At 39.8% G+C, this 14,453-nt stretch carries 5 protein-coding genes and 1 pseudogene; all 6 read left to right on the top strand.

The genetic code is table 11. From position 1 onward, the window contains the following. Positions 1-28: 28 nt before the first annotated feature. Positions 29-730 carry a toxin-antitoxin system YwqK family antitoxin gene (locus GUU89_RS01555; protein WP_162126291.1) on the top strand — a complete coding sequence of 234 codons (702 nt, stop codon included), beginning with the start codon at positions 29-31 and terminating at the stop codon, positions 728-730. A gap of 42 nt (positions 731-772) precedes the next feature. After that, on the top strand, positions 773-1,960 hold the full coding sequence (mnmA, locus tag GUU89_RS01550; protein WP_162126290.1) for a tRNA 2-thiouridine(34) synthase MnmA: 1,188 nt from the start codon (positions 773-775) through the stop codon (positions 1,958-1,960). 28 nt (positions 1,961-1,988) lie between these two features. Beyond that, positions 1,989-3,608: a S8 family serine peptidase gene (locus GUU89_RS01545; protein ID WP_162126289.1), complete on the top strand. Its 1,620-nt coding sequence runs from the start codon at positions 1,989-1,991 to the stop codon at positions 3,606-3,608. Continuing rightward, positions 3,608-4,552, top strand: coding sequence for an NAD(P)H-dependent flavin oxidoreductase (locus GUU89_RS01540; RefSeq protein WP_162126288.1), 945 nt, complete (start codon positions 3,608-3,610; stop codon positions 4,550-4,552). The genes GUU89_RS01545 and GUU89_RS01540 overlap by 1 nt, the downstream gene beginning before the upstream one ends. Positions 4,553-4,923: 371 nt before the next feature. After that, positions 4,924-13,476 carry a gliding motility-associated C-terminal domain-containing protein gene (locus GUU89_RS01535; protein WP_162126287.1) on the top strand — a complete coding sequence of 2,851 codons (8,553 nt, stop codon included), beginning with the start codon at positions 4,924-4,926 and terminating at the stop codon, positions 13,474-13,476. Then, positions 13,476-14,449, top strand: a pseudogene (locus tag GUU89_RS01530) (PorP/SprF family type IX secretion system membrane protein). Before GUU89_RS01535 ends, GUU89_RS01530 begins: the two are co-directional and overlap by 1 nt. The last annotated feature ends 4 nt before the right edge of the window (positions 14,450-14,453 follow it).

The following is a 14,453-nucleotide window of genomic DNA, read 5'->3' as shown; positions in this document are numbered from 1 at the left end:
TTTCGCCGTTATATAAAAAACAATTAAAATGAAGTATATCCTGATTTTCTTATTCATCAACAGTGTTTCCTTTGCCCAGGATTTTAATAAACTAGACGAAAACGGCAATAAGCATGGTGTCTGGAAAGGTATTTATGAAGAATCGAAACGACCTCGATATGAAGGCACATTTGACCATGGAAAAGAAGTTGGAATATTCAAGTTCTTTGATGATACTAAAGCCGGAACAGTCATTGCTACCCGTGAATTTAATACCCAAAATAATTCGTGTTATACCACTTTTTTTAACCAAAAAAGTAATAAAGTAAGTGAAGGAAAAGTAGTAAATAAGCAATTCGAAGGAGAATGGAAATATTACCACGAAGATTCTCCCGAAATCATGACTCTTGAAAAATACACCAATGGAAAATTAGATGGAGTCAGAAAAGTTTTTTACAAAAGCGGCAAAATTGCAGAAGAGACTGTTTATAAAAACGGCATCAAAGACGGACCTTATAAAAGTTATGCTGAGAATGGAGTCTTATTGGAAGAAACTACCTATGTTAATGGGCAATATGAAGGCTTGGCCATTTTTAGAACTACAGACAATAAGATTGCCGGCAAAGGACTTTTTAAAAACGGAAAAAAAGTAGGCATGTGGAAAATTCTTGAAAAGAATAAACTCAAAGATGTCAACATGAACAAGCAAGGCAAGAAATTCCAAAAAAGAGTTAAACCGCTAGAAGAATAATAAATAAACAAGTAATTTTGCAGCAAAATTTTTTGCTTTAAAATGAAAAGAGTTGTTGTTGGGCTTTCCGGTGGGGTTGATTCGAGTGTTGCCGCTTATTTGTTAAAAGAACAAGGCTATGAAGTCATTGGTCTTTTTATGAAGAATTGGCACGATGATTCCGTTACCATTTCTAACGAATGCCCGTGGCTCGAAGACAGTAACGATGCACTTTTGGTTGCTGAGAAACTTGGAATTCCTTTCCAAACCGTTGATTTAAGCGAACAATACAAAGAAAAAATCGTTGACTATATGTTCAACGAATACGAGCAGGGGAGAACTCCAAATCCTGATGTGTTGTGCAATCGGGAAATCAAATTTGATGTTTTCATGAAAATCGCTTTGAGTCTGGGTGCTGATTTTGTGGCAACAGGACATTATTGTCGAAAAGGCGAAATAGCTGTAGATGGAAAACAGGTTTATCAACTATTAGCCGGAAAAGACGATAACAAAGACCAATCTTATTTTCTTTGTCAGCTATCACAAGAACAATTAGCCAAATCTTTATTCCCAATAGGGGAGTTGACTAAACCTGAGGTTCGCGAAATAGCACTGCAACTTGATTTAGTTACTGCCGAAAAGAAAGATTCTCAAGGGTTGTGCTTTATCGGGAAAGTGCGTTTGCCTGAGTTTTTGCAACAGCAATTACAACCTAAAGAAGGTTTGATTTATGAAATTGCAGCCGATAATCCAATATACCATCAAGCAACTCCTGAGTTCAATTCCTTAGAAGAGCAATTGATTTTTGAAGCTAAAGGCATTTCTTATGCTCCTGAAAATGGCAAAGTAGTGGGCAAACACCAAGGAGCTCATTATTTTACTATCGGACAACGAAAAGGATTAAATGTTGGTGGAACTAAAGAGGCGCTATTCATTATTGCTACTGATGTGAAATCAAATGCAATTTATACAGGTCAAGGGGCAAATCATCCGGGTTTATTTAAAAAAACGTTGAGAGTTCAGCCGTCTGAAATTCATTGGATTCGAAAAGATTTAGCTTTGAAAACTGGCGAATCAATGCCCGTTATGGCGAGAATCCGTTACCGTCAGGCGTTGCAAAAAGCAATGTTGTACCAATTTGAAAGTGGCTTGTATGTTGCTTTTGAAGAACCACAATCCGCCATTACTGAAGGACAATTTGTTGCTTGGAATATTGGTGATGAATTAGTGGGTTCAGGAGTAATTTCATAAATTAGCACTTTCCAAAAGGATAAAGGCTATGAAAAAAATATTCTTTATTGCATTTCTATTTACAAGTTTACTGAGTTTTTCTCAAGAAGATGCTTGGGTTTATTTTACGGATAAACCTAATGCACAATTTTATTTCGACAATCCTTTAGAAATGCTTTCCCAAAGAGCTTTAGACAGAAGAGCAAATCAAAATATTGAACTGGATAATAAAGATGTTCCGCTTCATCAACCCTATGTTGATGCTGTAATCGCAGTTGACGGAATTGTGGTAAAAGCCAAATCCAAATGGTTTAATGCGCTTCACGTAAGGGGAAGTATTGCCAATATTCAAAGTTTAACCGATTTAGCTTTTGTAGATCATATTCAATTTGCAGATAAAAGTTTGAATGGTACTAATAGGATGGCAAATAGCAAGAAAAAAGTACTCGGTAAAGTGAACAAGAATTTGGATGTGAATACCACTTTTGCTTATGGGAATTCCGCAAACCAAATTCAAATGCTTAATGCTCATTTGTTACACCAACAAAATTTTACGGGTGCCGGAAAAATAATAGCTGTCTTAGATGCGGGTTTTCCCAATGTAGATACAGCAACTCCTTTTCAACGATTGCATGATAATAATCTGATTTTGGGTGGATACAATTTTGTGGATGGCGATACCAATTTTTACAGCAGAGGCGCTCATGGTACAATGGTGCTTTCGACTATGGGTGGTTATGTGCCAAATCAATTGGTAGGTACCGCACCGGATGCGCAATACTATTTGTTTATAACCGAAGACACGGCGGCCGAAAATCCGGTAGAAGAAAGTTATTGGGTAGAAGCAGCTGAACTTGCTGATAGCCTCGGTGTGGACGTGATTACAACTTCGCTCGGCTATTTTCAATACGATGACCCAAGTTATAGCTATACTTATGAAGATATGAATGGCAATACTTCCTTTATTTCAAAAGGAGCTGATATTGCTTTTAGTCGCGGAATGATATGTGTAGTAAGTGCCGGAAATTCTGGAGCCGGACCTAACCCTAATATTGCAGTTCCGGCGGATGCTTTAAATGTACTGACGGTAGGAGCAGTAAAATCAGATCGAACTTATGCAGCTTTCAGTTCTATAGGGCCGTCATTTGATGGGCGAATTAAACCTGATGTTATGGCGCAAGGCGAAAGTGCTGTTTTATCCAATATGTCAGGAACAATAGCAACGGGTAGCGGCACCTCATTTTCCTGTCCGATATTGGCCGGAGCTATAGCCAGTTTTTGGCAAGCTGTTCCTTGGGCAACTAATGCACAGATAACCGATTTTGTCAAACAATCTGCTGATGGTTTTTCCTTTCCTACATATCAATATGGTTACGGTATACCCGATTTTCAGTTGGCATTAGATACAGCGCTTTCGGTAACCGATACTGCTAAAGGACAATTTTTGGTTTACCCAAATCCGGCGTATGATAAACTCTTTGTATCGTTTCCGGCTGATTCAGATCAGGCTAATGTTAGTTTTTATAACGCTTTGGGACAATTGGTTCTTCAAAAAAGTATCGAATATTCAAATGCAGCGATTTCATTAGAAGCTTTAACTTCAGGAATTTATTTCTATAAAATAAAATGCAATTCGTTAGTACAATCCGGTAAAATCATTAAAAATTAATGAATAAAATCACTCAACTTTTCAATATACAATATCCAATCATTCAAGGAGGGATGATTTGGAATAGCGGTTATAAATTAGCCAGTGCAGTCAGCAATGCAGGAGGATTAGGTTTGATAGGAGCCGGCTCTATGTATCCTGATGTGCTTCGGGAGCACATTCAAAAATGTAAAAAAGCTACAGACAAACCCTTTGGGGTCAATGTACCCTTGTTGTATCCTAATATTGAAGAAATTATTCAAATTATAATTGAAGAAGGAGTGAAAATTGTCTTCACTTCCGCAGGCAATCCAAAAACATGGACAGCACATTTAAAAGAACATGGTATCACGGTTGTGCATGTAGTAAGCAGTTCGAAATTTGCGCTAAAAGCTCAGGAAGCAGGAGTAGATGCTGTGGTTGCAGAAGGATTTGAAGCCGGCGGACACAACGGAAGAGAAGAAACTACAACACTCACTTTGATTCCGATGGTAAGAGAAAATATTGCTATCCCTTTAATTGCAGCTGGAGGAATTGCTACCGGGCGCGGTATGTTGGCCACCATGATTCTTGGTGCTGATGGCGTTCAAATGGGTTCTCGATTTGCTGCTTCGGTGGAAAGTTCCGCTCACGAAGATTTCAAAAAAACGATTATCGAACTCAAAGAAGGTGATACCCAACTCACGTTAAAAGAACTGGCTCCGGTTCGTTTGATTAAAAACAAATTCTATAACGACATACAAGAACTTTATGCCCAATGTCCAACCCCCGAAGATTTAAAAATATTATTGGGAAGAGCCAGGGCCAAGCGCGGAATGTTTGAGGGTGATTTAGTAGAAGGCGAATTAGAAATTGGTCAAATTGCCGGGTTAATTCATCAAATTAAACCTGTAAATAGTATAATAGATGAGATAATAGCAGAGTTTAAATTGGCTTCAAAAGAACTGCAACAACTGCCGTTTTAAATACCGTTCTGTTTTAATAATTAATTGTTAATAGGTTCCCAATGACGGGCAAACTTATTAACAATTTTCTTTTTTTAATACTTCTTAAAATTATTGATAACTCTATTAAATTTCATTTTTTATTTATAATGTATTTTATTTCAATTAGATAAGATGTGATGTCCGTGTTGAATAAATGTTAATAATGTTGATTATTTTGTTTATAACATTTTAATTGGTCAAATAGGGAGCTAATTTTTATGAGTAATATAGTAGAAGCATTTTTACTTTGGATAAAACTATAGAAACAGCATTCTTTTTAATGTGTTGAGAGTGGGTTTTTAGCAAGTGAGAAGCCAAAAAATTCTGAAGATGTTTAAATTGAATTGCTTATGAGAATAACTACTCTTGTCAAAAAATATTGTTTCAACGCTATTTTGCTATTATTCTTTTTTGGAATTAGTAGTACAGTGTCTGCTCAATGTCCGACTATTGCCAATGCCAATCAGTCATTTTGTGATACGCAATCGCCAATAGTTGGTAGTTTAGTTGCTACTGATACAGGCGGAGGTATAAGATGGTATACAACTTCTACTGGAGGAACTCCTTTGTCAAATTCATTTGCTTTAAATGATGGTGTTTACTATGCTGATGATATTGCGGGTGATTGTCCTACCAGACCTTCGGTGACAGTGACAATCTATTCAAAACCAACGGCGGTTTTAGGTTCTATTCAATTTTGTCAGGCCTCTACGGTTGCTGATTTGGCACCTTATGTTATTGGAAATCAAATTAAATGGTATGCAACATCTACAGGAGGAAGCGTACTTGCTTCTTCAACACCTTTAGTTAGTGGTGCAACTTATTTTGCCAGCCAGACTAATCCTGATACCGGGTGTGAAACCTCTAGAAAAGGATTTTCTGTAACCATAACCATTGTTCCAACTCCTACTGGCGATAGCACTCCAACATTTTGTTCTGCTTCAAACCCGTTGGTGGCCGATTTGGATGCCAATGGTACAAATCTTCTATGGTACTTGACTTCTACATCAGGAATTGAATTAGACAGTTTTACTCCTTTAGTAGATGGTCAAACTTATTATGCCGAATCGAATGTAGGTAATTGTCCAAGTCCAACACGTTTAGCGGTAACTGTTACAATAGAGGTCCCAAACAACGCCGGGTCTTCAGGTCAATTCGCAATTTGTGAAGATATAGTTCCAAGTACTGCGCCATTTGATTTATTTGATTTTCTTGGAGATTCACCGGATACTGTAGGGACATGGACAGGACCTTTAGCTACTTCCAATGGATATCAAGGAACCGTTGATGTCAGTACGATGACGCCATCGGGTAGCCCTTATGTTTTTACCTATAGTGTTAGTACTTCGGCTGCTTGTTCAGTGGCTCAGGAAACAGTCACCATAACCATTATTCAAAGCCCTGTGGCTTCTGTAAGTTTCAATCCTCCTGTGATATGTGCTAATACTAACTCTGATTTACTTTTCACAGGTACACCAAATGCCACGGTAACCTATAATATAAACGGAGGTGGGAACCAAACAATAGTTCTAAATGGTTCTGGTAATGCCACTTTATCGGGTACTTATGCTGTGGATACGACCGTAAACTTAGTTAGTGTAAAAACAGCAACACTACCGGGCTGTGTCAAAGCAGTGGGGCAAATCGTTACTTTAACGGTAATCGACCCAACAGCCAGTGCCAGTTTCAGTCAGCCTGTAATTTGTGCTAATACAAATGCTGATTTAACTTTTACAGGAACACCAAATGCCACGGTGACTTATACTATAAATGGAGGTGCAAATCAAACGATAGTTTTAGACGCAACAGGAAACGCTACTTTATCAGGGACTTATACTGTAGATACAACGGTAACTTTAGTAAGTGTAACCACAGCGGGCTTGCCAACTTGTACCAAATTATTAGGACAAACCCTAACCTTAACGGTAATCGATCCGATAGCTAGTGCCAGTTTTAGCCCACTTGTAATTTGTGCCAATACTAATGCTGATTTAATTTTTACCGGGACACCAAATGCTACAGTGACGTACACTATAGATGGTGGAGCTAGTCAAACCATTGTTTTAGATGCCGCTGGTACAGCCACTTTATCAGGAACCTATGCAGTAAATACAACAGTTACTTTAGTAAGTGTAACCACAGCCGGTGTTCCGAGTTGTGCTAAATTATTAGGACAAACCATTACCTTGACTGTAATCGATCCAACGGCTACTGCCAGTTTTAGTTTACCGGTAATTTGTGCTAACACCAATTCGGATTTAGTGTTTACCGGTACGCCAAATGCTACCGTGACTTATACTATAAACGGAGGTGGCAACCAAACTATAGTATTAGATGCAGCAGGAACTGCCGCTTTACCGGGGACTTATACTGCTGATACAACCATAACATTAGTAAGTGTCACTACAGCCGGTGCTCCAAGTTGTACTAAATTATTAGGACAAACGGTTACCTTAACGGTAATCGACCCAACGGCTTCAGCCAGTTTCAGTTTACCGGTAATTTGTGCTAATACCAATTCGGATTTAGTGTTTACAGGTACACCAAACGCAACAGTAACTTATACTATAAATGGTGGTGGCAATCAAACTATAGTATTAGACGCCACAGGTACAGCCACTTTATCAGGTACTTATACTGTAAATACAACAGTGATCTTAGTCAGTGTGACTACAGCCGGTGTTCCGAGTTGTACTAAAGTATTAGGACAAACGGTTACTCTAACAGTTATCGATCCAACAGCAACGGCAAGTTTCAGTCCGCTTGTAATTTGTGCTAATACCAATTCAATCTTAACCTTCACCGGAACTCCAAATGCTACAGTAACCTATACCATTAACGGCGGAGGGAATCAAACCATAGTGCTAGACGCGTCCGGTACGGCCACTTTACCGGGAAGTTATACCATAAATACAACTGTAACATTGGTAAGTGTAACCACAGCTGGAGTACCAAGTTGTACTAAATTATTAGGACAAACCGTTATCTTGACGGTAATTGATCCAACGGCTAGTGCCAGTTTTAGTTTACCGGTAATTTGTGCTAACACCAATTCGGATTTAGTGTTTACCGGTACACCAAATGCAACAGTAACATATACCATAAACGGAGGAGGTAATCAAACGATAGTGTTAGATGCAGCAGGAACCGCCACTTTACCGGGTACTTATGCTGTAAATACAATTGTAACTTTAGTCAGTGTAACCACAGCCGGCGCACCGAGTTGTACTAAAGTATTAGGACAAACGGTTGCTTTAACGGTAATCGACCCAACAGCAACAGCCAGTTTCAGTCAACCTGTAATATGTGCTAATACCAATTCAGATTTAGTGTTTACCGGTACACCAAATGCCACGGTAACTTATACTATTAATGGTGGGGCTAATCAAACCATAGTATTAGATGCTACAGGAAACGCCACTTTATCCGGAACTTATACTGTAGATACGACGGTGACTTTAGTAAGTGTAACGACATCAGGTGTGCCAAGCTGTACTAAATTATTGGGACAAATAGTTACCCTAACAGTAATCGACCCAACGGCTAGTGTTAGTTTTGATTCGCCAACAATTTGCGCCAATACTAATGCAGATTTAACCTTTACCGGAACCCCAAATGCCACAGTAACGTATACCGTAAATGGTGGTGGCAATCAAACTGTCGTTTTAAATGGAGCAGGAACAGCTACTTTTCCAGGTACTTATGCAATAAATACAACCATAACTTTAGTAAGTGTAACTACGGCCGGTCTGCCAAGCTGTACTAAATTATTAACTGAAACAGTTACCTTAACCGTAATCGATCCTACTGCTTCAGCCAGTTTCAGTCAACCCGTAATCTGTGCTAATACAAGTACTGATTTAGTGTTTACCGGTACACCAAACGCAACAGTGACTTATACTATAAATGGTGGTGGCAATCAAACTATAGTGTTAGATGCAGCAGGTGCCGCCACTTTATCGGGGACTTATACTGCTGATACAACCATAACATTGGTAAATGTAACGACAGCCGGTGTGCCAAGTTGTACTAAAGTATTAGGACAAACCGTTACCTTAACCGTAATCAATCCAACAGCAACAGCCAGTTTCAGTCAACCGGTTATCTGTGCCAATACAAGTTCGGATTTAACCTTCACCGGAACGCCAAACGCTACTGTAACTTATACTATAAATGGTGGTGGTAATCAAACAATAGTATTAGACGCAACAGGAAACGCTACTTTACCAGGGACTTATACTGCAAATACAACCGTAACTTTAGTAAGTATAACAACATCAGGCGTGCCAAGTTGTACCAAGTTATTAGGACAAATCATTACGTTAACTGTAATCGATCCAACAGCTTCGGTAAGTTTAAGCTCATCTGTTATTTGTGCTAATACCAATGCAACGGCAACCTTCACAGGTACACCAAATGCTACAGTGACTTATACTATAAACGGCGGTGGCAATCAAACCATAGTTCTAGACGCAGCAGGAAATGCAACACTGGTTGGGACTTTCACTGTTGATACTACTATAACTTTAGTAAGTGTTACTACATCAGGTTTGCCAAGTTGTACCAAGCTATTAGGTCAAACGGTCACTTTAACAGTGAATCCTCAGCCCAATGCAGGGGTAAGTCCCGGACCTATTTCAGTTTGTAAATCAGATACCTCTTTTGATTTAGTTACTTTATTAGGAGCAACAGCTCAAACAAATGGAGTTTGGTCTCCGGCTTTGGCAAGTGGTACCAGTTTGTTTGATCCGGCAGTCGATTTATCGAATACTTATACCTATACAGTGACCGGAATTGCTCCGTGTACAACCGATTCAGAATCAATTCAGATAACAGTTAATCCGGTACCTGATGCAGGTGATGATCGTGTTTTACCGCTTTGTTCTAATCAAAATCCGGTCGATTTATTTGTATCATTAAACGGAACACCACAAACGGGAGGTGTCTGGAGAGACCCATCAAATACGGTTATTTCTAATATTTTAAATCCTGCTACTGCTGCTAATGGAAATTATACCTATACTGTTGCCGGAATACCTCCGTGTGCTGATGATATAGCAACTATTACCGTTACTATAACACCTGGTCCTGAGGCTGGGGTTAGCGGACCTTTCCCGATTTGTGCCAATAGTGTTCCTTATGATTTATTTACACAATTAGGAGTTAACGCACAACCTGGAGGAGTTTGGACAAATCCATCCAATGTTGTTGTTACCGGTGTTTTTGACCCGGCTGTTGATCCGGCTGGAGATTACACCTATACATTAACGGGTATTAATCCATGCGATAATGATGTGGCAGTAATAACGGTAGCGATAACACCGGTTCCGGATGCAGGAATTGGCTCTTCAAAAACGCTTTGTACCAATGGAGTGCCGGTTGATTTATTTACTCTTTTAGGCGGAACCCCACAAACAGGTGGGGTATGGACTGATTCATCAAATGCCGTAGTATCAAATATGTTTGACCCGACTACCGGACTATCAGGAGATTATACTTATACAGTTGTTGGTGGTCAAGGATGTACACCGGCTTCAGCTATTGTTTCTATAATAGTGTTACAAGCGCCAAATGCCGGCGGCGGAGGCCCAACTAGTGTTTGTATCGACAGCACCGGATTAGATTTGATAAACTTCTTAGACGGTACTCAAGGCGCAGGAACATTTAGTGATGATGATAGCACCGGCGCTTTAAGCGGAACGATTTTCAATCCATCATTAATGTTGCCGGGAGTTTACCATTTTACTTATACTGTAACGGGTGGACCGGTACCATGTACCACAGATACGGCAGTTGTAACCGTAACGGTAGTTCCACTGCCAAATGCTGGAACAGCTATAGCAGGTACTCAAATTTGTAGTGCATTGGGCACTCTTGATTTAATGACTTTATTACAAAATGCCGATGCCGCCGGTTTGTGGTATGATATGAATGATAATGAAATAACCAATCCTATAGATGTTTCAACGCTTACGGCCGGAACTTATTCGTTCTATTATATGGTGAGCAACGATTGCGGAAGCAGTGATCCTACGGTGGTTACTTTTGATGTTTTAGAAACACCAAACGCAGGTGCAGATGGAGGTCCAACTAGTGTTTGTATTGATAGTGCAGGAATAGACTTAATAAACTTATTAGATGGTACGCAAGGTGTAGGGACATTTGCTGATGACGATGCTACCGGAGCTTTAACGGGAACGATTTTTAACCCCTCTGCAGTAACGGCAGGCGTTTATCACTTTACTTATACCGTAAGCGGTGGAGCACCATCTTGTATTGCTGATACGGCTGTTGTAACCGTAACGGTAGTTCCTTTACCAAATGCAGGAACATTTGTCGCAGGTAGCCCTGTATGTAATGCAGTTGATACTATAGATTTAAATACTTTATTGCAAAATGCCGACTCTACCGGATTGTGGTATGATATGAGTGATAATCCAATCACTAATCCCGTAGATGTTTCAACGTTTGCTGCCGGAACTTATTCGTACTATTATATGGTAAGTAACGATTGCGGAAGCAGCGACCCAACCATAGTTAGTTTTGAAATTTTAGCCAATCCAACAATTGATAACACCAATATTTTAATACCTCAGGTTTGTATCGCCAATGATGTTACAGTGAATTTATCGGGAATGGTTGACGGAACTTATACCTTGAATTACGATTTAACCGGAAGTAACGTTGCAGCGAATCAAACCGTAACGGTAACTGTAACCAGCGGAACAGCAAGCTTTATTATTCCAACAGCTACTGTACCGGCGACAGGCTCAACGACTATTACGTTTACCAATATTCAAAACACTACCACAACTTGTCAATCAGCTTTAACCAATGTATCGGCTACAATTCTAATCAACCCGGTAGCACAATTGGATGACACCAATATCTCAGTAGCCACAGTTTGTATTGGTAGTGATGCTACAGTTACTATAACCAATGCTATTAATCTTCCGGATGGTAATTACCAATTTGATTATACAATTCCAACCGGAAATCCAACTACAGGAAATTCAGGAATTGTAACTTTTGCAGGAGGTAATGGTTCGTTTACTATTCCGGGAGCAGTATTTGCAACAGCCAATAATTATTCGATTACCATAAATACCATAACAGCAGCATCAGGGTGTTCCAATGCCAGTGAAGATGCTGCGACTTCATTCAATGTAGTCAACCTAAACAATGCCGGAACATTTGTTACGCCAATATCTTCTGTTTGTTCATCAGTAGGAGTTATAGATTTAAATACACTATTAACCGGTCAGGATTTAGGAGGCACATGGACAGACAGTACTAACACGGTAGTAACTTCGCCAATAAATATTGTAACCTTTGCTACTGGTACTTATTCCTATACGTATACTGCCAATAATGGTGGATGTGCCGCTGATACCGAAGTGGTACAATTCAACGTTTTGGCAAGTCCGAAACTGACAACGCTAAACCTAACAGCAGCCTCTATTTGTATTGGGGCTAACGGTATTGTTAATTTCAATGGAATGACCGATGGAGTTTATACCTTAAATTATGATTTAACCGGTGTTAACCCTTTAGCAGGTCAAGTGACTACTGTAACTATTTCCGGTGGAACGGGCAGTTTTGTTATACCAAGTGCGGCACTGCCAAATTCAGGATTGACAGTAATTACGTTTACCAATATAACCGATACTACGACAACTTGTTTTAGTTTGATTAATGTTCCGGTAAATTTATTAGTTAAGCCTTTGGCCGATTTAGATGCTACCAACTTAACAATTCCAAGTGTTTGTTTCGGAAGTCCTGTGGTAGTCAATATTGCGAATGCAACCGGATTACCGGATGCCGTTTACCAATTTAACTATGCCATTCAGGGGCCAAGTCCTTCAACGGGAACGACAGCTAATGTTACTGTGATTGGAGGCGTTGGAACATTTAGTTTCCCGGCATCAATGTTCCCTCTTACAGGAAATTACTCGATGACCGTAATTGGTATCATATCGCTTACCGGATGTACCAACCCGGCAGAAACGGCTTTGGCTACTTTTGCAGTCAATGCTATTCCCGATCCAACGGGAGCACTTATCACGGCACAAGATACTTGTCTTGCTTCTGACAGTGCTGCCACAATATCCGGAGCCACTAATTTACCGGATGGGAATTATACTATTCTTTATGACCTTTCCGGGGCTAACTCAGCAACAGCCGTTAGTACTACCGTAGCCTTTGTAAACGGAACAGCAACTGTAATTATTCCGGGTGCTAGTTTGACAGCAGACGGAGCTACAACTATTACAGTTACTTCGATTACCTATGCCACTACAGGTTGTAGCGGTCCATTGACAGCCCCAGTAGCAGCCAATTTTGCCGTGGCCACTTTAGCACCTCCAACCTTACTACCAGACGGATTCATTTTCTGTGATGATGATAATCCTAAGGTGCTTAATTTGACAGCTAACATTGTTCCTATTCTCGGACAAACGGTCATTTGGTATGATGCCCCAACCGGTGGCACAGCTTATGACGAAAATGATTTATTAGTTGATGGCACTACTTATTACGCGGCAGCAGTAGCAGCCAGTGGTTGTGAAAGCGGAACTAGACTTCCGGTTCAAGTTGATTTATCAGGCTGTCCTGATATTAAAATTCCGGATGGATTCTCGCCAAACGATGATGGCATAAACGATACGTTTGAAATTAATAACCTGGCGCAATTGTATCCAAAGTTCACTTTGGAAATCTACAACCGTTATGGAAACAAAGTGTATCAGGGCGATATCAATACACCAAATTGGAACGGTACCACCACAGAAAAAGGATTGAACTTAGGAGATAATTTATTGCCAACCGGCGTTTATTTCTTCATCATCAACTTTAATGACGGTGCCAGAAAACCATATCAAGATAGAGTATACTTAAGCAGATAATGAGAAATACTATGAAAAATAAAACGATAAAATATATCCTATTAGTACTATTTGCTGTGTTTTGCTCCTCATTGATGCGGGCACAACAAGATCCACAGTTTACTCATTATATGTATAATATGAGTGTAATCAATCCGGCGTATGCTACGGATAATCCCGGTGTCATTAATTTAGGCGGAATATACCGTGCCCAATGGGTTGGCGTAAAAGGCGCACCAACTACACAATCCTTTTTTGCCCACAAACCATTGTCCAAAAAAGTAGAAATGGGAGTTTCAGTAGTGCACGACGAAATTGGCGATGTGGTAAAAGAGAGTAATATCTTTGCCGACTTTGCCTATGTGCTCGATTTAGGCGAAGCAACCAAATTGTCTTTCGGTATTAAAGGAGGGGTAACGCTTTTCAGTACTGATTTTACCGGATTTGAATATACAAGTTCTGCCATCGATCCGGCGTTCAAAGATAACATTAGTAAAACGTTCCCTAATGTCGGTGCAGGAACCTATTTGTTTGGTTCTAATTACTATGTTGGTTTTTCAGCGCCCAATTTATTGACGACCAAACACCTGGAAAAACAATCGGGTATAACTACAACCGGAGTTGAAGCCATACATTATTTCCTGACAGGGGGTATGTCTTTACCTTTAATGGCAATGATAACTTTAAAGTAAAACCGGCCTTCATGGCTAAAGGTGTCGAAGGCGCCCCGGTTTCCATTGATTTAACCACCAACGTTTTGATTAATAACAAATTCGAAGCCGGTGTGGGTTATAGAGTAGACGATTCCGTTAGCGGATTGGCTAGTTTTTATGTAACACCATCACTGCGTATAGGCTACTCCTATGATTATACCCTTACTAATTTAAGAAAGTTCAACTCGGGTTCGCATGAGGTTTTTGTGCTGTTTGATTTAGGCGGCAGCAAAGACAAAGATTCCGGAAAAGGGTATGACAAATCACCAAGATTCTTTTAAAAAT

The organism is Flavobacterium phycosphaerae (assembly GCF_010119235.1).
Classification (GTDB): domain Bacteria; phylum Bacteroidota; class Bacteroidia; order Flavobacteriales; family Flavobacteriaceae; genus Flavobacterium; species Flavobacterium phycosphaerae.
This window is presented reverse-complemented; position numbering and strand designations above follow the sequence as displayed.

Bases quoted from the DNA above. Each gene is read 5' to 3' on its own strand.
- GUU89_RS01540 (WP_162126288.1), top strand. From the start codon at position 3,608: ATGAATAAAATCACTCAACTTTTCAATATACAATATCCAATCATTCAA.
- GUU89_RS01555 (WP_162126291.1), top strand. From the start codon at position 29: ATGAAGTATATCCTGATTTTCTTATTCATCAACAGTGTTTCCTTTGCC.
- GUU89_RS01535 (WP_162126287.1), top strand. From the start codon at position 4,924: ATGAGAATAACTACTCTTGTCAAAAAATATTGTTTCAACGCTATTTTG.
- mnmA (WP_162126290.1), top strand. From the start codon at position 773: ATGAAAAGAGTTGTTGTTGGGCTTTCCGGTGGGGTTGATTCGAGTGTT.
- GUU89_RS01545 (WP_162126289.1), top strand. From the start codon at position 1,989: ATGAAAAAAATATTCTTTATTGCATTTCTATTTACAAGTTTACTGAGT.